This window comes from Microbacterium sp. PAMC22086, from assembly GCF_019443525.1.
Classification (GTDB): Bacteria; Actinomycetota; Actinomycetes; order Actinomycetales; family Microbacteriaceae; genus Microbacterium; species Microbacterium maritypicum.
In genome coordinates, this window is the sequence record NZ_CP080380.1 from 397,975 (window position 1) to 422,209 (window position 24,235).

A 24,235-nucleotide genomic window follows, 5' to 3' on the forward strand; every position below is an offset into this window, starting at 1 on the left:
GGCGTGGAAACCGTTGGCAGTTACTCGATCGTGGGTCCGCACGCTGATGTACCGGTCTGCTGGTGCTCCTGCAGCCCGTCTTTACCGTGCACCAGGACGGCACGATTCGCCTCCACGTCCTCGCGGCTGTTCGCGAGGACCTGGACAGTGTCGGGCACCCGGCGGAGACGGGCGGGATTCGGGGCCCTCCCCAACTGTGCATGTCGGCAGCGCGGCCACCCGCAGACGATCCGACCACGGCGCCACCTACGATGAAGGCATGAACCAGCATGGCGTGCTCGCCGACGTGCTCCGACAGCGCATCATCGACGGCGACTTCGCGCCGGGGTCGCGACTGTCCGAGTCCGCCCTCGCCGAGCAGTTCGATGTCTCGCGCAACACCCTCCGTGAAGCGTTCCGTGTGCTCGCCGAGCAGGGACTCGTCGAGCACATCCCGCATCGCGGCGTCTCGGTGGCGTCGCCGACCATCGCCGATGTGATCGACATCTACCGTGCCCGCCGCGTGATCGAGTGCACGGCGCTGCGCCAGTCCGAGCCGGAGCACCCCGCCGTACAGCTCATGCGCGATGCCCTGGCCGAGGCCGAGGAGCAGCTGTCGCACAAGGACTGGCGGCGCATCGGCAGCGCCAACATGGCCTTCCACGACGCGATCGTCGCCCTCGCCGACAGTGCACGCCTCTCCCGCACCTACCGAGACGTCGCCGCCGAGCTGCGCCTCGTCTTCCTCGAGATCGACGAGCCGCGATCACTGCATGAGCCGTTCGTCCGGCGCAACCGCGCGGTGCTCACCGCGCTGCTGGAGCGCGGGCCCGAAGCGGCCACCGAAGAGCTCGAGCGCTACCTCACGGCATCCGAGCGCAGCGTGTTGGGGGCCTTCGCCCGCATGGGTCACCCCTGACCCCCGACGTCTCGCGACGTCGGACAGCACGTTCGACTAGAACAGCATTCAGTATTTCTGACCTGAGTTCATAAATCTATGAACGTGCCGGGAGATGCCTTGCGATTCCGTGAAAGGCATGGTTACCGTGAGCGGACTTCGGGGCGAACGACGACGCAGAGTTGCCCGCCTTTCTCCCCGGGGGCCGCGCACCGAGGGGGCGCGCGGAATCGTTCAGATCGAAAAGGACCAGTACTTTGCGACTCACGAGAAAACTGGCGTTCGCCGCTACCGCGGCTGCTGCGCTCTGCCTCGGCACGGTCATCCCCGCTGCCGCGAATTCCGCACCCGACGCCGACGACATCCCCACCTTCCAGGAGTTCGAGGCGTCGACCTACCGAGACATCGACGGAGCCTACGTCGTCAACGGGGACGAGGTGATCTCCAACCAGGGCGAACTGCGGTCGTTCTACGAACAGCTCCTCGGCGCCGATCCCGTGACCAACGGCCTCATCGTCAACACGGTCAACAGCATCGACGACAAGTGGTCCGACGCGCAGGCGAGCGCCCTCACCTACTGCGTCAGCACGGCATTCGGTGCACGTCATGCCGACGTCGTGAGCGCGATGGAAAGCGGCGCCGCGCTCTGGGAGGCCGCATCATCGAAGATCGACTTCATCTACGACAGCAGCGCCGATGCCAACTGCACGACGCGCAACAACGCCGTCCTCTTCTCCGTGGAGCCCGTGCAGACGACGCAGTACATCGCCCGGGCCTTCTTCCCGAGCACGGCGCCGCGCCTGCAGAACGTCCTCATCGACGACTCGATCTGGACCCCGGGCTCGTCGTGGACCCCGACGAATGTGCTGGGTCATGAGCTCGGTCACGTGCTCGGCTTCCGCCACGAGCACACCCGCCCCGAGGCCGGCACCTGCTTCGAGGACAACAACTGGCGTCCGCTGACGCCGTATGACTCGTCGTCGATCATGCACTACCCGCAGTGCAACGGATCGTCCGCCGATCTGTCGATGACGAGCGTCGACACCGACGGAGTCGTCGCACTCTACGGAAACTGACACCGTTCACTCGAACGCTGTCAGAATCAGCGGGGCCCGGTCGTTCACGACCGGGCCCCGCGTCCGTACTATTCGTCACGCGGATGCGTCCGCGCGCTCCTCGTCCGAGCGCAGCGCCGCTGTCGCCCGAGGCCGCGGTTCACCGTCGCGGAGGGGGACCGGCGGCGCGATGGGCGTCGTCGGCTCCGGCAGACCGTAGCGCCGGAACATCCAGCGTCGCGCCTCCTCGAGCGGGTAGGTGTCGCCGAAGACGGCGGACTTCACGAACACGCCCTCGATCGTGCTGCGCAGCATGACCTCCTCGAGAGCCGGATCCTCCGCCCCCCGCGCGCGGAACAGGTCGCGAACCGCGTCTTCCGCGGCGGTCGCCGCCGCTTCGTGCCGCGCCTCCGACACCGCGAACAGCCGGTGCGTCGAGGGCTGCTGCTGCATCGCCAGCACGGCCCGCTGCAACGGAATCGCGTAGGCGGTCGCTGTGAGAGCGCCGTCGATCACCGCCGCGAGCATCTCGTCGGGCGTCCCCTCCACTCGGGCGAAGCCGAGCACCGTCTCGAACCAGCGATCGATCACGGCGATGACGAGCTGCTCCTTGCCACCGAAGTGGTAGTTCACGAGCCCCTGTGCGACACCCGCGCGCTGGGTGATCTCCGCGATGCTCGCACCCGCGACGCCGCGCTCGCTGAAGGTCTCGATCGCCGCCTGCAGGATGTTCTCCCTGGCGCGCTCGCGGGCCAGCCGGTTCTGCTCGTCGGAGCGCGCCATGTGGCATCCACCTCCCGAGTCCTGCCGGCCTGTCTTTTTCGAATCGCCCCCTGCCGTATAGATTACTCACTGAATACGCGTTCAATCTATGAACCGACACGGACATCCCCCTGCCCAGGAGCATCAATGCACTCTCGCCGAGGAGTTCCACCGCCGATTCGCGGCACGCACCGAGCTGTATCGCGACGATGACGCCGGAGACATCGCCGCCAGAGCGGGCGTGTCCGTCGGCCTGCGTGGCCAACGGCTGGGCGGCCGCGGGATCTCCGTCTTCGCGCTCGCCGGCACAGCCGCGGTGCTGCTGCTGTCCGCAGGCATCACCGCGTTCTCCTTGTTCGGCGGTGATCTGCTGACGTCGATCTTCGGCTGACCTGCTCAGCCGACACCGACCCACGGCTGTGGGCCTGGCCCGGAGGGGGCGCCAGGGCCACAGCCGTGTTCATCACCTCCGCCGCAGGGCACGCCCCACCGGCGCGACCGCTCAGGCGGAGGCGCGGATCACCAGCTCGGTCGGCAGGATCGTCGTGGTCGGCGGTTCTTCGCCTGCCAGTCGCGACAGCAGGACCCGGGCCATCGCCTCACCCTGCGCGTACATCGGCTGACGCATCGTGGTCAGCTGCGGATCGGTGGTGATGGCGACCGAGGAGTCGTCGAAACCGACCAGGGCGATGTCCTCCGGCACGCGCACACCCGCTGAGCGCAGTGCCGTCAGTGCGCCACGGGCCATCAGGTCGCTCGCGACGAAGATCGCATCCGGTCGTCCGCCGTCGAGCAGCCGTCTGGCGGCTTCCGCTCCGCTCGACTCGCTGTAGTCGCCTTCCTCCTCCGCATACGGAGTGAGTCCGGCGTCCGCGAGAGCCGCGCGGAACCCCTGCACACGATCTTCCGAGGCGACCATCGTGAGCGGACCCGAGATCGTGGCGATGCGCGTGCGCCCGATGTCGATCAGGCGGCGGGTGGCGTTCCTCGCTCCGGCCACGTTGTCGACATCGACGACGTAGTCGCCGTCGCGCCGACGCACGGGGCGTCCACCGAAGACGACCGGCACGGCATCCGCGATCCGATCGACGAACGCGTCGCTCGTGTGATGCGACACGATCAACGCGCCGTCGACGCCGCCGTTGCGCACGAAGCTGGTCATCTTGTCGCCGGGGTCATCGCTCGCGATGAGCAGGTTGAGCAGGTAGTCCGAGCCGCCGAGTGCACCCGTGATCCCGGCGACGATGGCCGCGAAGAACGGGTCGCCGAAGAAGCGGGTGGTGTCCTCCGGCACGATCAGGGCGATCGCGTGCGTCTGCCGGGAGGCGAGGGAGCGTGCCGCGCGGTTGGGCACGTAGTTCAGCTCATCGATCGCGGCGCGCACGGCGGCGAGGGCCTCCGGGCTCACGGCGGTCGACCCGTTCACGACGCGCGACACCGTCGATCGGGAGACACCGGCGGCGGATGCCACCTCTTCGATGGTCGCTCGGGGCGACATCAACGTACGCACTCTTCCATCGCCCTATTCTCACCGGTCGGCGCGGGCTGCGACGACACTCCCCCTCCGCGTCGCGCAAACTGCCGCCTCTCGACCCGGACGGGACCGCTCCGACGATTCGAATCGGGAGCGACGCGCTGATCAGAGCGCGCGGTCGCCGATGATGCGCGCGTACTCCCGCCCCGAGTCCTTGAGGGTGCGCTCCTGGGTGTCGTAGTCGACGCGGACGATGCCGAAGCGCTTGTCGTAGCCCCACGCCCACTCGAAGTTGTCGAACAACGACCAGTAGAAGTAGCCGCGCACGTCTACGCCCGCCTCCGCGGCGTCGAGCACCGCACCGAGGTGCAGTCGCAGGAACTCGGTGCGGTCGGCATCGTGCACGCGCATCTCGCCGTCTTCGACCACCACGACGTCGTCGTAGGCCGCGCCGTTCTCGGTCATGTAGAGCACGGTGCCCGCGGGCTCGGCGTACTCGGTCCAGACGCGCTGCAGCACCCGGGTGAGGCCCTCGGGCTGCACCTCCCAGTTCTGCGCCGTGCGCGGCAGGCCCCGCTCGACCGCGTGGATGTCGTCGCTCGACGGATAGGGGCTGCGCCGCACTCGTGCGGTCTCTGGCTCCGCGGAGACGGGCCCTTCGACCGGCGCCGTGCCCGAGACGAGGTCGCCGTGGTAGTAGTTCACCCCTTGCGTGTCGATGTGCTGCGAGATCGTCTCGAGGTCGCCGTCATGGACCGCCGCCTCGAACCGTGCGACAGCCTCGGCGTCGACCGCCCGGATGTCGTCGACGATGTCGGCCGGGTAGCTGCCGCGGTAGATCGGGTCGAGGAACCAGCGGTTGAACTGTCCGTCCACGCGCCGGGCCGCGTCGACATCGGCCGGGTTCTGCGGATCGGCGGGGTCGGCGACCGTGTGGTTCAGGGTGATGCCGAGGTTGAGCGAGGCATCACGTCCACGGAGCTCCTGCATCGTCCTGCCGTGCGCGAGCAGCAGGTGGTGCGAGGCGAGCAGACCTTCGGCGATGCTGGTGTGCCCCGGTGCGTGCTCGCCGGCGGTGTAGGAGAGGAACGATGAGCACCACGGCTCGTTCAGCGTGGTCCACACGTTCACGCGATCGCCGAGCGCATCGTGCATGGTGCCCGCGTACTCGAGGAAGCGATCGACCGTGTCCCGGTTCGTCCAGCCGCCCGCCTCCTGCAGCGCCTGCGGCATGTCCCAGTGGTACAGCGTCAGCCAGGGCAGGATGTCGGCGCTGAGCAGTTCGTCGACCAGGCGCTCGTAGAAGTCGACACCGGCCGCGTTCACCGCTCCGCCGTCGGGGCGCACCCGCGACCACGACGTCGAGAAACGATACGTCTGCAGGCCGAGCTGCTTCATGAGCGCCACATCCTGCGGGTAGCGGTGATAGTGATCGCAGGCCACATCGCCGTTCTCCGCACCGATCACGGCACCCGGCTCGCGCGAGAAGGCATCCCAGATGGATGCGGTGCGCCCGTCCTCGAACGCCGCCCCTTCGATCTGGTACGCGGCGGTGGCGGCGCCGAACAGGAAGTTCTCGGGGAAGGAGCGGGTCATAGGGGTCATCCTTTCACCGCGCCCGCCATGATGCCACTGACCAGCTGGCGCCCGGCGACCACGAAGAGCACGAGCAGCGGGAGGGTCGCGAGCACCGCGCCGGCGAGCACGATCGAGTAGTCGATGTAGTACCCGGACTGCAGCTGGCTGAGCGCCGTCTGCAGGGTCGGGTTCTGCGGGGAGAGCACGATGAGCGGCCACAGGTAGTCGGTCCACGCGGTCATGAACGTGAAGAGTCCGAGGATCGCCATGGCCGGCCGGGCGGCGGGGAGCCCGACGGTCAGGAAGGTGCGGAACTGATTCGCCCCGTCCATCCTCGCGGCCTCGATCAGCTCGTCCGGGATGACGTCGACCAGATACTGCCGCATGAAGAACACGCCGAACGCGGTGACCAGCGTCGGAACGATGACCGCACCGATCGATCCGGTCCAGCCGAGCTCGCGCATCAGCATGAACAACGGGATGATGCCCAGCTGCGTCGGGATCGCCATGGTCGCGATCACGAAGATCATCAGTCCGTCGCGGCCCTTGAAGCGCAGCTTCGTGAAGGCGTAGCCCGCGAGCGTCGAGAACGTCACGCCCGAGAGCGTGATGATGCCCGAGATGAGGAACGAGTTGCCGAGGGCGAGCCAGAACGGGATCGCGTCGAACACCCGAGCCGCATTGGCGAGGAAGTTGCCGCCGGGGATCAGCGGGAGCGTCTCACCTCGCGTCGCGTTCGTGCCGCTGGCGACCACGACCGACCACCACAGCGGGTAGACGCTGCCGATGATGAACGCGGCCAGGAGGCCGTAGGTGAGGAAGCCGGGGCGGCTGCCGATGCCGGCGGTACCGCCGGCGACGGCTCGGCGCCGGCGGATCTTCTCGGGGACGCTCAGCGCCTGGGTGGCGGTCATCGCGCGTTCTCCTCGGTCGTGGTGGCGATCGTCGATCCGGCGGCGGCCCTGCTCGCCGCCGATCCGGCGGTGCGCGCGCGGCGACGGGCCGCACGGCTCTTAGGGGCGTCTCCGGTGGAGATCCGCCGAGAGATGAGGAAGTTGATCACACCGATCCCGACGATCAGCAGGAACAGCAGGATCGCGACGGCGGATGCCTCTCCGAGGTTTCGTCGGAAGAACGCCAGCTCCCACAGGAACAGCACCGTCGTCTGGAACTGGCGGTCACTGCCGCCGATGCCGCCCGCGGTCGACACGTCGAACAGACGCGGCTCGGCGAAGATCTGCAGCCCGCCGATCGTCGCGGTGATGATGACGAAGATCAGGGTCGGACGGATCGTGGGGATCGTGATGGAGAAGAAGCGTCTCGCCGCTCCCGCCCCGTCGAGCGCTGCGGACTCGTACAGGTCGCGCGGCACAGCCTGCATCGCGGCCAGCAGGATCAGGGCGTTGTAGCCCGTCCAGCGGAAGTTCACCATGACAGCGATCGCGATGTGCGACAGCGCGGTGTTGTGCTTCCACTCCTGGTCGGCGATGCCGATGAGGTTGAGGAGGTTGTTGGCCAGGCCGTCGGCCTCGTTGAAGATGCTCGAGAAGATGATGGCGACGGCGACCGGGGTCACGACGAACGGGATCAGCACGCTCATCCGCCAGAAGGTCGGCGCCCGCAGGCCGCGGTCGAGCAGGTAGGCGATCACGAGGGCCACGGCCAGCTGCGGGATCGCGGAGAGCAGGAAGATGCTCAGGGTGTTGCCGATCGAGTTCCAGAACATCCGGCGGCAGTCACGAGGATCCGGTGGCGGGCACGTGTGTTCACAGTTCACTCCTTTGTGGTGGTCGTGCGGTGTGTGGTGCTTTGGGACGCAGTGGGAGCGCTCCCACGAACTGACCAGTCACTCTATGGGAGCGCTCCACGGTGTCAACCCGGCCGCCGCGGGGTACCCTTGGGCAGTGCCCGAAGCCACCCTGTCCCCCGCCCTCGTCCGCGCCGAAGCCCTGATCCGCAATGTGCCGGACTACCCGCAGCCGGGCATCATCTTCCGCGACATCACGCCTCTCCTCGCCGACGCCGAGGCCCTCCGCGTGACGACCGAGGCGATCATCGAGCCCTTCGCCGGGCAGTTCGACGTGATCGCGGGCATCGAGGCGCGAGGGTTCATCCTCGCCAGCGCCGCCGCCATCGCCGCAGGCGTCGGACTCATCCCGATCCGCAAGGCCGGCAAGCTCCCCCGCCCCGCGGCATCCGTCGACTACGCCCTCGAATACGGCACCGCCACGATCGAGATGCACGACGATCTGCCGGCCGGATCCCGCGTGCTGCTCATCGACGACGTGCTCGCCACCGGAGGAACCCTCGCCGCGGGGCGCGAGCTCGTCGAGCGCCTCGGAAGCCACGTCGTCGGCATCTCGGTGCTCTTCGAGATCGACGGTCTCGGCGGCCGCGAGGCAGTCGGCGACCTGCACACCGTCTTCCACTCCGCGTAGTCGGTCTTCCGCTCCGCGCGGTCGCGCACACGCGCCGGGAAAGAGCGCGGGCCCGGGGCAGTAGACTGGGTGCGCCCGTCCGCCCGCGACTCCCGGAGCCGTTCATGCCCACCATCGTCGTCGACGTCATGCCCAAGCCCGAACTGCTCGACCCGCAGGGGAAGGCCGTCTCCGGCGCCTTCGCCCGCCTCGGCGTCGAGGGCTTCACCGACGTGCGCATCGGCAAGCGCTTCGAGCTCACCGTCGAGGGCGAGGTCACCGACGAGGTTCTCGCCGAGGCCAAGCGCATCGCCGACGAGGTGCTCTCCAACTCCGTGATCGAGGATGTCGTCGGCATCGAGGTCGCCGAGTGACCGTCCGCATCGGCGTCATCACCTTCCCCGGCTCGCTCGACGACCGCGACGCGCAGCGCGCCGTGCGCATCGCCGGTGCCGAGCCCGTCGCGCTGTGGCACGGCTCGCATGACCTCGAGGGCGTCGACGCCCTCGTTCTCCCCGGCGGCTTCAGCTACGGCGACTACCTGCGCGCCGGTGCGATCGCCGCACTCTCGCCGATCATGAGCGAGGTCAAGGACGCCGCGGCGAAGGGCATGCCCGTGCTCGGCATCTGCAACGGCTTCCAGATGCTCGTCGAGGCGCATCTGCTCCCCGGCGGCCTGATCCGCAACAACCACCAGCACTTCGTGCGCCGCGACCAGCGGCTCACGGTGGAGAACTCCGACACCGCCTGGACCAACGCGTTCCGCAACGGCCAGGAGATCGTGATCCCCCTCAAGAACGCCGACGGCGGCTACATCGCCGACGAGCAGACGCTCGACCGCATCGAGGGCGAGGGGCTCGTGGCCTTCCGCTACGCCGGAGTCAACCCGAACGGGTCGCTGCGCGACATCGCCGGCCTCACCAACGAAGCCGGAAACGTGGTCGGCCTGATGCCGCACCCCGAGCACGCCACCGAGGCAGGATTCGGCCCCGACACCTCCCTCGCCATGCGCAGCGGTGTCGACGGACTCGACTTCTTCACCAGCGCCATCGCCGCGGTCGCCCGCGTCGCCGCGTAGCCCCGGGTCACTCGACCGGCAGAGCGAAGGGGCTGTCCCCGGCTGCCGCGAGCAGGTACCACGCGGTCGCACCGGTGTGCAGGCTGGCGTAGTAGAGGTCGCCGAATCCGGAGTCGAGGCCGTCGTTCGACGTCGCGACGATGCCATTGCCGTCGCGGAAGACCGCGCGCGGTGTAGGCGATGATCACGAGCGCGTCGTCGTAGACGAACGAGAGTGTGAAGTCCCAGCTCGGAGTGGTGAAGAACCCGCCCTCGTAGCTGCGCGGCAGACAGTGACCGGCCCCGTCGCAGAACTGATCGACACGCGCATCCAGGAACTCGTACGCCAGCGCGACGGACTGCGCGGCATCCGGAGCGCCCGCCCCGGAGCCCTGGTCGTCCGCCGGCCGGATGGCTCCCCAGGCGGCAGGAGCCGCTCCCACGAGCACGGCCGCGGCGACGAGCGCTGCGGCGATCGTCCACGGCGCCGATCGGCGCGAAGAACCGGACATCGGGACCCCTCGGTCAGAGCCGCGCGCCGTCAGGACCACGCGGGCGGCCCGGAGGCCACGAGACCCACACTGACAGCCCCGTCGAGACCGCAGAAGCGGCGAAAGTCTAGGGATGCCTCTCCCATCGGCGAATCCGATGCGCGGCGATCCGCTGACCGCCCCCGATCCCCGGAGTTCGGGCGGTTCGCTAGGCGATCGCCGGCGGCCAGACGCCGATGATGAGCGCCATGACGACGACGGTCACCAGCTCGTGAGCGATGTTCAGGGTGGTGAGCCTGGTCGAGCGCCCCTCGAACGCGTCATGCGTGATGAAACGGGCGGCCGTGAAGCCCGCCCACAGCGTCACCGCGGTGACGATGGCACCCCAGAAGTACGATCCGCCGTAGAAGTGCCAGGCGATCGAGGAGGCTCCGGCGAGCACCCATGCCGTGATGAAGCTCACGATCACGGTGGTGATGATGGGCCAGACCGCCGTCGCCGCCGGACGGTCCATGTCGACGTTCGCGAGCTTCGACCACCGCGTGCCGAACACCTTCGGGGCATACCAGATCGAGCCGACGATCATGCTCGACGCGGTGGCCAGCAGGACCGCCCAGTAGTTGATCTCGGGAACCATGACAGCCTCCACTCATCGGATGCCTCACCCTACTCCCCGGTTGCGATCGGGCCGCCGGCGACACCGGCATGAGACCGTGACGGATGCATGACCCCCGCGGGCGAAGAGCTCATGCATCCGGCGAATCCTCCTGCAAACGCCCGCACGCCCGCGCACGGCTCCCGTCACCGAACCGATTCGATCCCTGCTCTGGCATGAATGTAAGCGTTTGCACTAGCCTGTTCCCATGGCACAGCTTGAGCAGATCGCAGCCCCCGGTTCCGAGTGGTGGCGCAGCGCCGTCATCTACCAGATCTACCCCCGTTCCTTCGCGGATGCCTCGGGTGATGGCATCGGCGACCTGCCGGGTATCACCAGCCGGCTCGACGCCCTGCAGGAGCTCGGCGTCGACGCGATCTGGCTGAGCCCGTTCATGACCAGCCCGCAGCGTGACGCCGGCTACGACGTGGCCGACTACCGCGACGTCGACCCGCTGTTCGGCACGCTCGCCGACTTCGACGACATGCTCGAAGCGGCCCACGCACGCAACATCCGCGTGGTGGTCGACCTGGTGCCGAACCACTCCTCCGACCAGCACGTCTGGTTCCAGCAGGCACTGAAGGCCGCGCCGGGAAGCCCCGAGCGCGCGCGCTACATCTTCCGCGACGGCAAGGGCGAGAACGGCGAGCTTCCGCCGAACAACTGGGAGTCGGTGTTCGGCGGCGGCATGTGGGAGCGCGTCGTCGAGGCCGACGGCACCCCCGGCCAGTGGTACCTGCACATCTTCGACGCCACCCAGCCCGACTTCGACTGGACCAATGAAGAGGTGCGCGAGGAGTTCCGCTCCATCCTGCGCTTCTGGCTCGACCGCGGTGTCGACGGCTTCCGCGTCGACGTGGCGCACGGCATGATCAAGGCCGACGGCCTGCCCGACTACACGCCCCCGAGCGATGCCGACTCCATGGGCGGCGGCGAGTCGAACGTGCCGTACTGGGGTCAGGACGGCGTGCACGACATCTACCGCGACTGGCACAAGGTGCTCGCCGAATACGACGGCGACCGCGCGCTGTGCGGCGAGGCCTGGATGCCGACGCTCAAGCAGACCGCTCTCTGGGTGCGTCCGGACGAGATGCACCAGACCTTCAACTTCCCGTATCTAATGACGCCGTGGGATGCGAAGGCGCTGGGCGATGTCATCCGCGAGTCCCTCGACGACTTCGGCGCGGTGGGCGCCCCCAGCACCTGGGTGCTGTCGAACCACGACGTCGTGCGCCACGCCTCGCGCCTCGCGCTGACCGCCGAGAACCCCCAGGGCGAGGGCATCGGCCCGAACACCCCGAACAAGCCGGACACCGCGATCGGCCTGGCACGCGCCCGCGCCGCGACCACGCTCATGCTGGCGCTGCCCGGTTCCTCGTACCTGTACCAGGGCGAGGAGCTCGGGCTGCCCGAAGCCATGGAGATCCCGGACGAGTACCGTCAGGACCCGACCTGGTTCCGCACGAACGGCGAGCGCTACGGACGCGACGGATGCCGCGTGCCGCTGCCCTGGGAGGCGGAGGCTCCGGCGTTCGGCTTCAACGACACCGGTCTCTCGTGGCTCCCGCAGCCCGCCGACTGGTCGGCCTACGCCCGCGACGTCGAGGAGGTCGACCCCTCGTCGACGCTCGCGCTGTACAAGCGTCTGCTGGCCGCTCGTCGTGAGCACGGCTTCGGCAGCGGCTCCCTGGTCTGGGAAGACGCCGGTCCCGACGCGGTGGCCTTCCGCCGCGGTGACGTGCACGTGGTCGCGAACCTCGGCACCGCGCCGATCGACCTGCCGGCCGATGCCCTCATGATCCTGCAGAGCCAGCCGTTCGAAGGCGCATCGATCCCGGTCGACACCGCCGTCTGGTACACCACCGCAATCCAGGCCTGACAGGCCCTTCCGGTCGCGATTCCTGCCGCTCACTCCCCCGTGAGACGACAGGAATCGCGACCGGAGCACTTTTCGAGAAGGAACACATGGCCAGCATCGATGAGGTCGCCCGGCTCGCCGGAGTCTCCACCGCGACCGTTTCGCGCGCACTGAGCGGACGCGGCCATGTGTCCGAGTCCGCGAAGGAGAGGGTGCAGGCCGCGGCGCAGTCGCTCGGCTACGTCGTCTCGTCGCGCGCTTCGAGCCTGGCCTCCGGTCGCACCCGCAACGTCGGCGTGATCGTCCCCTTCCTCGACCGGTGGTTCTTCAGCACGGTGCTCTCCGGCGTCTCCGCCGCTCTCATGCGCGCGGGCTACGACATCACGCTGTACAACATCACCGCCGACAAGGACGTGCGCCGCCACGTGTTCGACACGTTCCTGCGTCGACAGCGCGTGGATGCCGTGATCGCGGTGTCGATCGAGCTCGACGAGGACGAGACGCAGCACCTGCTCGACCTCGGGCTTCCCGTGATCGCGATCGGCGGTCCGAACCCGAAGCTCGACACCCTCACGGTCGACGACGTCGCGGTCGCGCAGCTGGCGACCGAGCACCTGATCAGCCTCGGCCACACCGACATCGCGCACATCGGGGCGAACCCCGAGTTCGACATCGACTTCCACATCCCGACCAACCGCCGCCTGGGCTTCGAGAAGGCTCTGGCGAAGGCCGCCCTCCCCCTGAACCATGCCTTCCTCGAACCAGCCGACTTCACGGTCGAGGGCGGATACCGGGCGGCCAAGCAGCTGCTCGGACGCCCGGGACCCCGCCCGACCGCGGTGTTCGCGGCGTCGGATGAGATGGCCATCGGCGCCCTGCTCGCGGCTCGCGACCTCGGCTTCAGCGTGCCGGAGGAGCTGTCGATCGTCGGCATCGACGGGCACGAGCTCGGCGAGTTCTTCCGCCTGACCACGGTCGATCAGTTCCCGCTCGGACAGGGAGAGCGGGCAGCGGATGCGGTGCTTGCGAAGCTCGCCACCCCGGATGCCGTGCACATCCCCTCGGCGCTGCCCTACGAGCTGAACGTGCGCGGGACGACCGCGCGCCTGCTCTAGCCGCGAAGCAGGGTGGCGTCGCGCCAGGTGCGATAGCCGCCGTCGAGGTTGCGCGCGTCGACACCGTGCTGCCGGAGGATCCGGGTGGCGATGTGCCCGCGCAGTCCGACCTGGCAGTGGACCACGACGGGCCCGTCCGGCAGTTCGTCCCGCCGATCCCTGAGCTCATCGACCGGCACGTTGAGGGCACCGGGAATCGCCCCGGCCGCGAACTCCGCGGGCGAGCGCACGTCGATCAAGGTGGCTCCCGCCGTCTGCGCGGCCTCGAGCTCATGCCACTGGATCGTCGGAGTGGTGCCGGTGCGGGTGTTCTCCGCGACGTAGCCGAGGATGTTCACCGCATCCTTCGCCGAGCCGAACTGCGGCGCGTAGGCGAGCTCGAGATGCGCGAGCTCGGCCGCGGGCATGCCGGCCTGCATGGCCGTCGCCACCACGTCGATCCGCTTGTCCACACCGTCCCGCCCGACGATCTGCGCCCCGAGGATGGCGTCGGATCCAGGGTCGGCGAGCAGCTTCATCGACAGCGTCTCGGCACCGGGGTAGTACCCCGCATGGGATCCGGGGTGCACGTGCACGACGTAGAACTCGCGCCCCGCCGCCCGGAGCTGCCGTTCACTCCACCCCACCTTCGCCGCGGCGATCCCGAACACGCGGACGATCCCGGTGCCGAGTGCGGGTCGCACCGTCTCGGTCCGCCCCGCGATGAGATCGGCCACCATGCGGCCGTGCCGGTTCGCGAGGCCGGCCATGGTGATGAGAGCCGTGTCACCGCCCACGAGCTCGAGCTTCTCGACGCCGTCTCCCACAGCGAACACGTCGGGCGCGCTCGTGCGGCACATCGAATCGACCGCGATGCCGCCGGTCTCACCGAGGCGGATGCCGGCGCCCTCCGCCAGCGCCGTCTCCGGCACGACGCCGGAGGCATCGATGACCAGTTGTGCGGCGACCGACGACCCGTCGCTGAGCGTGACGGCGCCGCTCCCCGCCGTGGCGACCTCGACCCCGAGGCGCACGTCGACACCGCGCGCACGGATCTCGGCGGCGATCGGGGCGGCCATCTCCGCATCGAGAGGAGAGAGCAGGTGGGGACCCCGCTGCACGAGGGTGACCGACGCTCCCCGTGCGACGAGGTTCTCGACCGCTTCCAGGCCCGTGTAGCCACCGCCGACGACCACCACCGGCACTCCGGGGCGTGAGAGCGACGCATCGATCACGTCCGCGTCTTCGACCGTCCGCAGACTGCGGACGGGGACGTCGGAGAGGGGCTCATCCCGCCGCGGGCGCGCACCGGTGGCGAGGATCAGCGTGTCGTAGCGCTGCGTGAAGCGGCGCCCGGTCTCGACGTCCATGACCTCGACCACCTTCTGGGCGGTGTCCACGCGCACCACATCGTGACGCACGCGGACGTCGAGTCGGAAGCGGCTGCGCAGCGACGCGGGCGTCTGCAGGAGCAGCGACTCGCGTTCTGCGATCGCGCCTCCCACGTAATAGGGCAGCCCGCAGTTCGCGTAGGAGACCTCGGGTCCGCGTTCGAAGACCACGATCTGCGCGTGCTCGTCGAGCCGGCGCAGGCGCGCAGCCGCCGACATCCCCCCGGCGACACCGCCGACGATGACGACCGTGAGCGGTTCGGCGGACGTCATCGCTGGAACATCCGCGAGAAGAAGCCGCGCTGCGTCTGCTCCTTCGGGTGCCCGGAACACCACTGCGATGCGGGAACCGTTCGCCGCACAGCGTCGACGTGCTCACCGCACCCCGCCCAGGTCGTCTTGCCACAGGTCGTGCAACGGACTGTTCGGCACATTGTTCTCGACTCCTCACCGATACCCCCACGGGTATCTGGGGCTCACTATACCCCAGGGGGTATAGTGAGAAGTCCAGCCGACACTCAGGGAGCGAACATGTCATCCGCAGACGCCGAGACTCAGCGCAAGATCGTCAATCGACTCAAGCGCGCGCAGGGACAGCTCGGGGCCGTCATCGCCGCCGTCGAAAGCGGAGGCGACTGCCGCGCGGTGGTCACACAGCTCGCCGCCGTCACCTCGGCGCTCGACAAGGCGGGCTTCCAGATCATCGCCTCCGCCATGAAGGAGTGCCTGACCGACCCGGAGGCGGAGGCGGAGACGGCCACCGACACCGGTGGGGTGTCGATGGCCGAACTGGAGAGGCTCTTCCTCTCCCTCGCGTGACCGCGAGCACGGCCAGTCGCGCAGATACTCACGGCCGGCCGCACATCACGGTCAGCTCGCGACGATGAGACCCTTCGTCGCCGTGCGGGCTGCCTCGAAGCGACGCTGCACGTCGGGCCAGTTCACCAGCTCCCAGAACGCCTTGACGTAGTCGGCGCGCACGTTGAGGTAGTCGAGGTAGTACGCGTGCTCCCAGACGTCCAGCTGCAGCAGCGGGGTGACGCCGAGTGGGGCATTGCCCTGCTGGTCGAACAGCTGGAAGATCACGGGGCGCGCTCCGACGCTGTCCCACGCCAGCACGGCCCAGCCCGATCCCTGCACGCCGAGCGCGGTCGCGGTGAAGTGCGCGCGGAACGCCTCGATCGACCCGAACGCGTCGACCAGTGCGGCCTCCAGCTCGCCCTCGGGGGCGCCGCCGCCCTCGGGCGAGAGGTTCTCCCAGAACACCGAGTGGTTGATGTGGCCGCCGAGGTTGAACGCGAGGTCCTTCTCGAGCTTGTTGACGTTCGCGAGGTCGCCGGCGCTGCGAGCGGTCGCGAGCTGCTCGAGCGCGGTGTTCGCACCTGTCACGTAGGCCTGGTGGTGCTTGGAGTGGTGCAGCTCCATGATCTTGCCCGAGATGTGCGGCTCGAGGGCCGAGTAGTCGTAGGGCAGCTCAGGGAGCGTGTAGAGAGTGGACATGACGTCTTCCTTTCAGTGGTGGGTGTCGTTCGGAAGGGCGTGGAAGCGGCGGTCGAGGTAGACGAGCGGGCGGCCGGTCGGCCCTGCCAGCACGTCGATGACCTCGGCGATGACGACGGTCGACGAGCCGACCGCCACGGTCTGGATCGTCCGACAGCGCAGTGCCGCCCTGGCCTCGGGGAGATGAGGCTCTCCGGTCGGCAGTGCGGCCCACCCCTGCTCGGGCGTGAATCGCTCGGAGCCACTCACGGCGAAGCTCTGCGCGAGGTCGGCATGCTCGTCGTCGATCAGGTGCACCACGAAGGTCGCAGCCCCCAGGATCGCCCCGGCGGAACCGGTGGCACGGGTCACGGAGAACACGATCGCGGCAGGGTCGACCGCCACAGAGGCGACACTCGACGCCGTGAGACCGACCGGGCCCTCGGGTGTGCTCGCAGTGATGATCGCGACGCCGGCGGGGTGCGTGCGGAACGCGGCCTTGAGCGCCTCGCCGATCGGGGTGGGTACGGGTGTCGCGGTCATCGGCCGGCCTCCATCATCTGTTCCTGCTTGGCATGCATCAGCATCTCCTCACGCTCGACGAGCTTGGTCCGCTCGCGACCGCGGTCGGCGCCGGCGCTGCGCTCGGCCGCATCGATGCGCAGCCACCCGTCGAAGTCGACGGCGTGGGTGAGATGCGCGATCGGGTCGTCGTCGCGGGCTTCGCGCTCCAGGGCGTCGAGGTCGTCCACGAGATGTCCGATGGTCTGTGCGGCGTCCGATTTGGTCGAGCCGATCAGCCCGACCGGGCCGCGCTTGATCCAGCCGGTCGCGTACAGCCGCGGGATCGGTGCGCCCTCCGCGTCCACGACGCGTCCCTCGACGTGAGGAACGACGCCGAGGTCGGCGTCGAACGGCATCCCGGGAACAGGGGTCGAGCGGTAGCCCACGGCACGATAGACCGCCCCGACCTCGTAGCGCAGCAGGTGCCCGGTACCGACCATCCGGCCCAGCTCGTCGGAGGCGGTGCGCTCCATCTCGATGCCCGTCACGGCGTCGGAGCCGAGCAGTCGCACCGGGCGCTGCCACAGGTGCAGGTGGATGCGGCGCGAGGCGGTGCGGCTCGCCGGATCGAGGGCCGCCCACTCGGTCATGGTGCGCACGATGATGCGGCGCTGCGAGAACTGGGCGACCATCCGCTCGGCGTGCTCGTCGAGAGCAAGCTCCTCCGGGTCGACGATCACGTCGACGTCGTCCTGCTCGGCGAGCTCTCGCAGCTCCATGGCCGAGAACCGCACGTCGGCGGGGCCCCGACGGGCGAACAGGTGCACGTCGCGCAGCGGGCTGGCCGCGAGCTGATCGAGCACGGCATCCGGAGTGTCGGTGCGGCTCAGCGCCGAGGCGTGCGTGGCGAGGATCCTCGTCACGTCGAGCGCCACGTTGCCCGCACCGAGCACGGCCACCGTCTCCGCCGTGAGAGGCCAGGTGCGCGGCACATCAGGGTGCCCGTCGTACCAGGCGACGAAATCGGCCGCGCCGAAGGATCCGGGCAGATCGATGCCGGGGATGTCGAGGGCGACGTCGAGGTCTGCCCCCGTCGCCACGATCACCCCGTCGTACGCCGCACGCAGCTCGTCGATCCCGACGTCGACGCCGATCTCGACGTTGCACCGCAGCCGGATGCGCGGGTTCACGAGCACCTCGTGCAGCGCATCGGTGATCTTGCGGATGCGCGGATGGTCGGGGGCGACACCGTAGCGGACCAGGCCGTAGGGCGCCGGCAACTTCTCGAACAGGTCGATCGACGCGTTCGGCACGCGGCCGAGCAGGATGTCGGCGGCGTAGATGCCCGCAGTGCCCGCCCCGACGATGGCGATGCGGGGTTCGACGACGGTCATGCGTGTTCTCCCTGGGGCGCGAGCGCGGCGATGACCGGGTGGTCGAAGGCGAGCATCCCCGTCTTCGCGGCGCCTCCGGGAGATCCGATCTCGTCGAAGAACTCGACGTTGGCCTTGTAGTAGTCCTGCCACTCGTCGGGCAGATCGTCTTCGTAGTAGATGGCCTCGACGGGGCAGACAGGCTCGCAGGCACCGCAGTCCACGCACTCATCCGGGTGGATGTAGAGCGACCGCTCGCCCTCGTAGATGCAGTCGACGGGACACTCGTCGATGCAGGCCTTGTCCTTCACATCGACGCACGGCAGAGCGATCACATAGGTCATCGCGGAGTCTTCGTTCGGGTCACGCTGTCCTCGTTCGGTCGTTCGGCCCGTATCAGGGCCACCTGACAACCGTAAAACCTCAAGTATACTTGAGGTCAAATCGAGGAAGGCACCGGGATGAGTCCGCACGCACCCGACGCGCCGCTGACGATCGGTGAGATGACCAGGCGCACCGGAGTCGCCGCTTCCGCTCTGCACTTCTACGAGTCGCTCGGTCTCATCGCCTCGACCCGCACTCCCGGGAACCAGCGCCGCTACGCCCGGCACATGCTGCGCCGCGTCTCGCTCATCACGGTCGCCAAGCGCCTGGGCATCCCGCTGTCCGACGTGCAGACGGCTTTCGCCGACGTGCCCCTGACCGAGACTCCGAGCCACGCCGACTGGCAGCGGGCCTCGAGGCGCTGGAAGCGCGAACTCGAGAAGCGCCGTGAGGGCATCGAACGACTCGAACGCGAACTCACCGGATGCATCGGCTGCGGCTGCCTGTCGATGAAGGCGTGCGGCCTGCTCAACCCCGACGACGCCCTGGGCACGCAGGGCGCCGGCCCCCAGCGCCTGCAGGACTGACCCCCGACTCGGTGGTGATCGCGCCGTCTGGCTTGGCGATGGTGAGGGATGCGGAGCCGACACCCTCGTCGGATCCACCGCCTGTCGAGCAACCGGCGAGGGCCGATACGCCGAGGGCGGTGATCGCGGTCACGGCGATCAGAGACTTTCTGAGCTTCATTGCTTCTCCTAGGGGCACGGGTCTTTGTGCGGCGTCGTCGGAGGACGGGGAGTCCGCCGACTGTCGTGATTTGCTTACTGTCGAGAAAGTAAGCTTCCGTGAGGTTACCGAGTAGTAAGTTTGATCGCAAGCACAATCCGACGATGGAGAGGAGGCCGCGGTGTCAGACAGCGACCAGACCGTGCGCGTGCGCCCGGCGACCCTCGCGAAGCGCGAGCAGATCCTCAAGGCGGCCGTGGAGATCTTCGGCAACAAGGGGTCGACCAACGGCACCCTGGCCGATGTGGCTGAGCAGGTCGGCATCACGCATGCGGGCGTCCTCCACCACTTCGGCTCGAAGCAGAAGCTGTTGCTCGAGGTGCTCGCCTACCGCGATCAGGCCGACGTCGCGGAGCTCGCCGAGAAGCACATCCCCGGCGGACCCGAGCTGTTCCTGCACCTGGTGCGCACGGCATTCGCGAACGAGAAACGGCCCGGCATCGTGCAGGCGTACACGGTGCTCTCCGCCGAGTCCGTGACCGACGACCACCCCGCCAGGGACTACTTCGAGGAGCGGTACACGACCCTGCGTCGAGAAGTCACCGCCGCATTCCACGAGCTGTGCGCCCAGGAGGGCGTGCGCGATCCGGACACCATCGCCGCAGCCTCCGCCGCGATCCTCGCGGTGATGGACGGCCTGCAGCTGCAGTGGCTCCTGCACCCCGGGACCGTCGAGCTCGGGGAGACGAGCGAGTTCGCGATCCAGGCGATCGTGAACGCCGTGCTGCGCCCGGGGCCGCAACTGCCGACCTACGTGTACCCCGCCTGATCCGTCGATCGCGCACCCTCGGCACGAGCCACTCGCAGGGCTAGGCTCGGGCCATGACGATCGATCTCGAAGCGCTCTACATCGACCTGCACCAGCACCCCGAGCTCTCGTTCCAGGAGACGCGCACCGCCGGCATCGCCGCCCAGCATCTGCGCGACCTGGGCCTCGAGGTCGAAGAGGGCGTTGGAGTCACCGGCGTCGTCGGCGTGCTGCGAAACGGCGAGGGTCCGGTCGTGTGGGTTCGGGCCGACATGGACGCGCTCCCGGTCGCGGAGCAGACCGGCCTGTCGTACGCGAGCACCGCCAAGGGCATCGACCCGGCGGGCACGACCGTTCCCGTCATGCACGCCTGCGGTCACGACATGCACGTCACCGCCATGATCGGCGCGGTCGAGAAGCTCGTCTCCGAGCGCTCCGGCTGGTCGGGAACCCTCGTCGTGCTGATCCAGCCCGCCGAGGAGTACGGCGCCGGGGCGCGCGCGATGCTAGACGACGGCATCCTCGACCGCTACCCGAAGCCCGACGTGGTGCTCGGCCAGCACGTGACGCCGCTTCCCGCCGGCGTGATCGGCGTGCGCAGCGGCACGCAGATGGCGGCCTCCGACGGGCTCACCGTCACCCTGCACGGACGTGGCGGACACGGCTCGCGCCCGCACGCCACGATCGACCCCGTCGTGATGGCGGCAGCCACCGTGATGCGTCTGCAGACCATCGCCTCCCGCGAGATCGATCCGCAGGGCGTCGCGGTCGTGACGGTCGGCTCGATCCACGCCGGCCTCAAGAACAACATCATCCCCGCCGAGGCGAAGCTCGAACTGAGCCTGCGCTACCCGAACGAGGAGACGCGCGAGAAGGTGCTCGCGAGCGTGGAGCGCATCGTGCGGGCCGAGGCCACGGCCTCGGGCGCCGAGCGCGAGCCCGAGATCCGCACCGATCACACGCTGCCGGCCACGATCAACGACGAGCACGCCACCGCACGCGTCACCGCAGCGCTGCAGCGCACGCTGGGCGAGGCGGCCGTCATCGACCCCGGCATGTTCACCGGCAGCGAGGACGTCTCATGGTTCGCCCGCGACGCCGGAGTGCCTCTCGTGTTCTGGTTCTGGGGCGGCATCGACCCCACGCGGTTCGCCGAGGCGGTCGCCGCCGGTCGCCTCGGGGAGGACATCCCCACCAACCACTCGCCGTTCTTCGCGCCAAAGATCCACCCGACGATCGAGGTCGGCGTGACCGCCCTCTCGGCCGCGGCCCGGGAGTTCCTCGCCTAGAGGTGGAAGAGAATCGATCTACAGCTCGTCGAGGTACTGAGCTCGGGCCTTCATCGCGTGGATGATCAGCTCGTAACTGTCGTCGTAGATCAGCACGACGAGCTCGAGGAGGCGGCCTGAAGGGTCGGCGGCGATCATAAGCCAGCGGCGCGGGTCGTCTTCGTCGTCGAGCGGGCGCGAGTGCAGGACATGCTCGACGGCATAAAGCACGGAAGAGTCGTCGAGCTGGTCGCGCCGGTAGTGTTTGCGGGCTGATCGGTGCAGGTCAGGCAACGTGCGCCCACTCGCGCACTGCGGCGCGAATCGCCTCAGAACGCGTGGCGATACCCTCGGCATCAGCGCGCGCTGTCAGCGCTGCGATCGTGGTCGCATCGAGCCGCACAGGGATCACCGCGCCGGGGCCATCGCCCACCGTCGGTCGACCTCGACGCGGTTTCGGGAGTTTCGACAAGTCGTAGCCGGCCTCGGCCTCGTCCGCCCACGCCTGAATCTGCTCGTCAGTGACGGGCTTTCCGTTCACCAGGTGCTCACTCATGCACTTACTGTATACGAAAATCACGGAATTGTGTATACGAAAATAAAGCCCCTCGTTGCCGACTGCCGCGCTCACGCGGCGGCGTGCAGTTTCCGCAGGAAGACGTGCAGGCCGAGGGCGTCTCTCCTGCTCGGCTGTTCAACAGGAAGATGGCGGTGCAGCAGGTCGGCGACCTCTCCCGGAATCGGGTCGATCGCGTGGGCCTTCTTCACGTCTTGGGAGCCGAATCCGGCCAAGAGCGTCACGGACTCGCCGCCCGTGCCCCTCACCTCGACGCGGGCGTAGTCCGTGTCGAGGCGGATCAGCACACGAGCGATGGAGGCCCAGGGGAGCGCTCGCTCCACCCCGGCACCCATGATCCGGATCCCCCCGTCATCCCACTCGATGACGTAGCGCTTCCTTCGCCAGGCGAAGATCCACAACAGGGCGAGCACGATGACGACAGCCACGCCACCGGCGACCGCGACGACACCGGACCTGCCGAGGATGGAATCGGTCTCGAGGGAGATCGCGATCAACGCCGCCGTGGCAGCGGACCCTCCCACAGCCACGCAGCCGACGATGATCGCCACGAGCTGGCGCATGGAGACTCGCGTCGCCCGGATCGTCAGGCGGTACCCGTCACGCCCCTGCCCGATCGGCTCCCACATCCGTTCACCCCCCGTTCCGTCGATACGTCGGCTGCTCGAGGATCGTGTTGTCCCAGACCCACGTCGCCCGCTCCTGCGGCCGGGCCGCTGAGAGGTACAACCGCTGACCGCCGACGTATCTCCGGTTCGACGGCGCCTCCGGGTCCGGGTCATGGTTCCCCGGGAATCGAGCGTTGCCTCGGGGGACGCTGACCTCGAAGGGCGCGTGGACCCAGACCGTCGCGTCCCACACCTTCGCAAGCTCGGGACGCTGGAGGAAGATCCCGTCGACGAGCACGACCCCCGCCGGAGGAACGGCTATCGGAGCGGGGTTGACAGCTTCGTCGCGATCGACGTCCCAGACGCCCGGTGTGATCGAACCATGCACACGCAGGCCGTCGACCACGCACGCGTGGAAGGCATCGTATCTGTACGAACCGGAGTAGAACCCTTCTGGACCTGCACCCGCGGCGACGCGCTCCGCCTTCGGGCGGTGGAATCCGTCGATGCTCACACGGACGACAGGTCTGCTCGAACGTCGCCGCGCGTGATCCGCGAGTTCGCGGGAGAGGTGCGATTTGCCTGCCCCGTCGAAGCCGTCCAGGGCCACCAGGATGCGATTCTCAGGACGAAGGCTCTCGATCTCAGCCCACAGCTGCGTCAGCACGGCCGCGCGCGAGTCGGCGATGCGCACGCCGGCTCAGCCGCCGATCGCGTTCATGCCGCGCGCCGGCTGCAGGAACGAGGGGTCGTTGATCGCGTGTCCCGGGAGCTTGCCGTGCACGCAGGAACGCAGCATCGCGGCGATCCCCCCGGCACGCGCGCCCGGTACGGCGTCGGCCCCGCGAAGCACGTCGACCAGGTCGTACTCGACGTTCGAGAACAGACAGTTGCGCAGCTGACCGTCGGCGGTCAGGCGCAGACGGTCGCAGGCGCCGCAGAACGGGGCGGTGACCGAGGCGATCACACCCACCTCGTGCGGTCCGCCGTCGATGCGCCACTTCTCGGCCGGCGCTCCCCCACGACCCTCGACCGGGTCGAGACGCCAACGCTCGCCCAGGGATGCGAGGATCTCCTCGCGCGTGACCATCGAGGCTCGGTCCCAGGTGTGTCCGGCATCCAGCGGCATCTGCTCGATGAAGCGCAGCTGCGCGCCCATCCTCATCGCGAACTCCACGAGGTCGACCAGCTCGTCGTCGTTGACGCCGCGCATGGCGACCGCGTTCAGCTTGAGAGGGCGGAGGGACGAGGCCGCGGCCGCAGCGATGCCCTCGAACACGTCGTCTAGTCGGTCGCGCCGGGTGAGATCGGCGAAGCGCTGACGGTCGACCGTGTCGATGCTGATGTTGAGGCGCGTGAGTCCGGCATCGATCAGGTCGGGGAGCTTCGGGGCGAGGCTGATGCCGTTGGTGGTCATCGCGACCTCGACGGGGCCGTCCTCCCCCTCGATGCGGGCGATGCGCCGCACGACCTCGACGATGTCGCCTCGCAGCAGCGGCTCGCCGCCGGTGAGGCGGAACGTGCGGATGCCGAGAGCGGCGGCCACCTCGGCGACCTCGACGATCTCGTCGGTGGAGAGGATGCTCGTGCGGGCGAGCCATTCGTTGCCCTGCTCGGGCATGCAATAGGTGCAGCGCAGCGAGCAGCGGTCGGTGAGCGAGATGCGCAGATCACGATGCACACGGCCATGCGTGTCGACGAGACCGCCACCGAGGGCCTCCTGGCCGGCCGCCTGCGGCGCCGATGCGGCGTGCGGCGGGCGCACACCGATCACGACCGGTACGGCCGTCATGGCGCTCCCCCGCTCCCCGTCATCGTTCGAGACTAACCCGCCGAGACCCGGTCGGGGCCGCCTCGGC

At 68.7% G+C, this 24,235-nt stretch carries 27 protein-coding genes and 1 pseudogene; 12 read left to right on the forward strand and 16 right to left on the reverse strand.

The features are described from left to right. Window positions 1-259: 259 nt before the first annotated feature. Entirely contained in the window at window positions 260-898 is a 639-nt protein-coding gene (locus KY497_RS01895; protein WP_219869690.1) for a GntR family transcriptional regulator, read from the forward strand. A gap of 236 nt (window positions 899-1,134) precedes the next feature. Continuing rightward, on the forward strand, window positions 1,135-1,953 hold the full coding sequence (locus KY497_RS01900; protein WP_055869336.1) for a matrixin family metalloprotease: 819 nt from the start codon (window positions 1,135-1,137) through the stop codon (window positions 1,951-1,953). 75 nt (window positions 1,954-2,028) lie between these two features. Here KY497_RS01900 and KY497_RS01905 read toward each other — a convergent pair whose 3' ends face one another. Next, a complete protein-coding gene (locus KY497_RS01905) occupies window positions 2,029-2,715 on the reverse strand; it encodes a TetR/AcrR family transcriptional regulator (protein ID WP_082531486.1) in 687 nt (228 codons plus the stop codon). A gap of 88 nt (window positions 2,716-2,803) precedes the next feature. Between KY497_RS01905 and KY497_RS01910 the strand changes: the two genes are divergently transcribed. After that, on the forward strand, window positions 2,804-3,085 hold the full coding sequence (locus KY497_RS01910) for a hypothetical protein (RefSeq protein WP_141386505.1): 282 nt from the start codon (window positions 2,804-2,806) through the stop codon (window positions 3,083-3,085). A 111-nt stretch (window positions 3,086-3,196) separates the two neighbouring features. Here KY497_RS01910 and KY497_RS01915 read toward each other — a convergent pair whose 3' ends face one another. From KY497_RS01915 to KY497_RS01930, 4 genes and pseudogenes are all read right to left on the reverse strand, one after another. Next, window positions 3,197-4,192, reverse strand: coding sequence for a LacI family DNA-binding transcriptional regulator (locus KY497_RS01915; RefSeq protein ID WP_127483329.1), 996 nt, complete (start codon window positions 4,190-4,192; stop codon window positions 3,197-3,199). Window positions 4,193-4,333: 141 nt separating this feature from the next. After that, complete coding sequence (locus tag KY497_RS01920) at window positions 4,334-5,764, reverse strand: GH1 family beta-glucosidase (RefSeq protein WP_219869691.1); 1,431 nt, start codon at window positions 5,762-5,764, stop codon at window positions 4,334-4,336. 5 nt (window positions 5,765-5,769) lie between these two features. Next, the gene (locus tag KY497_RS01925; RefSeq protein ID WP_219869692.1) at window positions 5,770-6,660 is read right to left on the reverse strand and encodes a carbohydrate ABC transporter permease; all 891 of its coding nucleotides are present in this window, start codon (window positions 6,658-6,660) and stop codon (window positions 5,770-5,772) included. Then, a pseudogene (locus KY497_RS01930) lies at window positions 6,657-7,472 on the reverse strand (carbohydrate ABC transporter permease); the annotation flags it as partial. The gene KY497_RS01925 and the pseudogene KY497_RS01930, both read right to left, overlap by 4 nt. Before the next feature lie 178 nt (window positions 7,473-7,650). On the opposite strand from KY497_RS01930, the gene KY497_RS01935 reads away from it, so the two are divergent. The 3 genes from KY497_RS01935 to purQ all read left to right on the forward strand — a co-directional run bounded on the left by KY497_RS01935 (window position 7,651) and on the right by purQ (window position 9,241). After that, the gene (locus KY497_RS01935) at window positions 7,651-8,184 is read left to right on the forward strand and encodes an adenine phosphoribosyltransferase (RefSeq protein WP_017831296.1); all 534 of its coding nucleotides are present in this window, start codon (window positions 7,651-7,653) and stop codon (window positions 8,182-8,184) included. A gap of 104 nt (window positions 8,185-8,288) precedes the next feature. Then, window positions 8,289-8,537: a phosphoribosylformylglycinamidine synthase subunit PurS gene (gene purS, locus KY497_RS01940; protein WP_017831295.1), complete on the forward strand. Its 249-nt coding sequence runs from the start codon at window positions 8,289-8,291 to the stop codon at window positions 8,535-8,537. After that, a complete protein-coding gene (purQ, locus tag KY497_RS01945) occupies window positions 8,534-9,241 on the forward strand; it encodes a phosphoribosylformylglycinamidine synthase subunit PurQ (RefSeq protein WP_141386501.1) in 708 nt (235 codons plus the stop codon). Before purS ends, purQ begins: the two co-directional genes overlap by 4 nt. Window positions 9,242-9,919: 678 nt before the next feature. On the opposite strand, the gene KY497_RS01950 is transcribed toward purQ, so the two are convergent. Continuing rightward, window positions 9,920-10,348 (reverse strand): DUF1761 domain-containing protein, encoded by a 429-nt coding sequence (locus KY497_RS01950; RefSeq protein WP_055869326.1) that lies wholly within the window; start codon window positions 10,346-10,348, stop codon window positions 9,920-9,922. Window positions 10,349-10,574: 226 nt separating this feature from the next. On the opposite strand from KY497_RS01950, the gene KY497_RS01955 reads away from it, so the two are divergent. Together KY497_RS01955 and KY497_RS01960 are read left to right on the forward strand one after the other, a co-directional pair. Beyond that, window positions 10,575-12,245, forward strand: a complete 1,671-nt coding sequence (locus KY497_RS01955; RefSeq protein WP_219869693.1) for a glycoside hydrolase family 13 protein — start codon at window positions 10,575-10,577, stop codon at window positions 12,243-12,245. Between the two features lie 86 nt (window positions 12,246-12,331). Beyond that, window positions 12,332-13,339: a LacI family DNA-binding transcriptional regulator gene (locus KY497_RS01960; protein WP_218682071.1), complete on the forward strand. Its 1,008-nt coding sequence runs from the start codon at window positions 12,332-12,334 to the stop codon at window positions 13,337-13,339. Here KY497_RS01960 and KY497_RS01965 read toward each other — a convergent pair. Next, entirely contained in the window at window positions 13,336-14,982 is a 1,647-nt protein-coding gene (locus KY497_RS01965) for an FAD-dependent oxidoreductase (protein WP_219869694.1), read from the reverse strand. The genes KY497_RS01960 and KY497_RS01965 overlap by 4 nt on opposite strands. Before the next feature lie 258 nt (window positions 14,983-15,240). On the opposite strand from KY497_RS01965, the gene KY497_RS01970 reads away from it, so the two are divergent. Beyond that, window positions 15,241-15,528, forward strand: a complete 288-nt coding sequence (locus KY497_RS01970; RefSeq protein WP_141386496.1) for a metal-sensitive transcriptional regulator — start codon at window positions 15,241-15,243, stop codon at window positions 15,526-15,528. Window positions 15,529-15,579: 51 nt separating this feature from the next. Here KY497_RS01970 and KY497_RS01975 read toward each other — a convergent pair whose 3' ends face one another. From KY497_RS01975 to fdxA, 4 genes are read right to left on the reverse strand one after another with little or no spacing between them, the layout of a single operon-like run. Continuing rightward, window positions 15,580-16,209 (reverse strand): superoxide dismutase, encoded by a 630-nt coding sequence (locus KY497_RS01975; protein ID WP_141386495.1) that lies wholly within the window; start codon window positions 16,207-16,209, stop codon window positions 15,580-15,582. A gap of 12 nt (window positions 16,210-16,221) precedes the next feature. After that, entirely contained in the window at window positions 16,222-16,731 is a 510-nt protein-coding gene (locus KY497_RS01980; RefSeq protein ID WP_055869321.1) for a flavin reductase family protein, read from the reverse strand. Continuing rightward, window positions 16,728-18,086, reverse strand: coding sequence for an FAD-dependent oxidoreductase (locus KY497_RS01985; protein WP_219869695.1), 1,359 nt, complete (start codon window positions 18,084-18,086; stop codon window positions 16,728-16,730). The genes KY497_RS01980 and KY497_RS01985 overlap by 4 nt, the downstream gene beginning before the upstream one ends. Further along, window positions 18,083-18,409: a ferredoxin gene (gene fdxA / locus KY497_RS01990; RefSeq protein WP_055869319.1), complete on the reverse strand. Its 327-nt coding sequence runs from the start codon at window positions 18,407-18,409 to the stop codon at window positions 18,083-18,085. Before fdxA ends, KY497_RS01985 begins: the two co-directional genes overlap by 4 nt. A gap of 117 nt (window positions 18,410-18,526) precedes the next feature. On the opposite strand from fdxA, the gene soxR reads away from it, so the two are divergent. The 3 genes from soxR (at window position 18,527) to KY497_RS02005 (ending at window position 21,212) form a co-directional block, all read left to right on the forward strand. After that, complete coding sequence (soxR, locus tag KY497_RS01995) at window positions 18,527-18,976, forward strand: redox-sensitive transcriptional activator SoxR (RefSeq protein WP_218682218.1); 450 nt, start codon at window positions 18,527-18,529, stop codon at window positions 18,974-18,976. Window positions 18,977-19,296: 320 nt separating this feature from the next. Then, the gene (locus KY497_RS02000; RefSeq protein ID WP_219869696.1) at window positions 19,297-19,944 is read left to right on the forward strand and encodes a TetR/AcrR family transcriptional regulator; all 648 of its coding nucleotides are present in this window, start codon (window positions 19,297-19,299) and stop codon (window positions 19,942-19,944) included. Between the two features lie 53 nt (window positions 19,945-19,997). Next, on the forward strand, window positions 19,998-21,212 hold the full coding sequence (locus tag KY497_RS02005) for an amidohydrolase (protein WP_219869697.1): 1,215 nt from the start codon (window positions 19,998-20,000) through the stop codon (window positions 21,210-21,212). A gap of 18 nt (window positions 21,213-21,230) precedes the next feature. Here the strand turns inward: KY497_RS02005 and KY497_RS02010 are convergent, their stop codons facing one another. From KY497_RS02010 to moaA, 5 genes are all read right to left on the reverse strand, one after another. Beyond that, window positions 21,231-21,485, reverse strand: a complete 255-nt coding sequence (locus KY497_RS02010) for a hypothetical protein (RefSeq protein WP_055869309.1) — start codon at window positions 21,483-21,485, stop codon at window positions 21,231-21,233. Further along, on the reverse strand, window positions 21,478-21,747 hold the full coding sequence (locus KY497_RS02015; protein ID WP_055869308.1) for a ribbon-helix-helix domain-containing protein: 270 nt from the start codon (window positions 21,745-21,747) through the stop codon (window positions 21,478-21,480). The genes KY497_RS02010 and KY497_RS02015 overlap by 8 nt, the downstream gene beginning before the upstream one ends. A 71-nt stretch (window positions 21,748-21,818) precedes the next feature. Further along, window positions 21,819-22,397, reverse strand: coding sequence for a hypothetical protein (locus KY497_RS02020; RefSeq protein WP_218682826.1), 579 nt, complete (start codon window positions 22,395-22,397; stop codon window positions 21,819-21,821). Between the two features lie 4 nt (window positions 22,398-22,401). Beyond that, on the reverse strand, window positions 22,402-23,070 hold the full coding sequence (locus KY497_RS02025) for a uridine kinase (protein WP_141388202.1): 669 nt from the start codon (window positions 23,068-23,070) through the stop codon (window positions 22,402-22,404). Window positions 23,071-23,076: 6 nt separating this feature from the next. After that, window positions 23,077-24,168 carry a GTP 3',8-cyclase MoaA gene (gene moaA / locus KY497_RS02030; RefSeq protein WP_141388204.1) on the reverse strand — a complete coding sequence of 364 codons (1,092 nt, stop codon included), beginning with the start codon at window positions 24,166-24,168 and terminating at the stop codon, window positions 23,077-23,079. Window positions 24,169-24,235 lie beyond the last annotated feature (67 nt).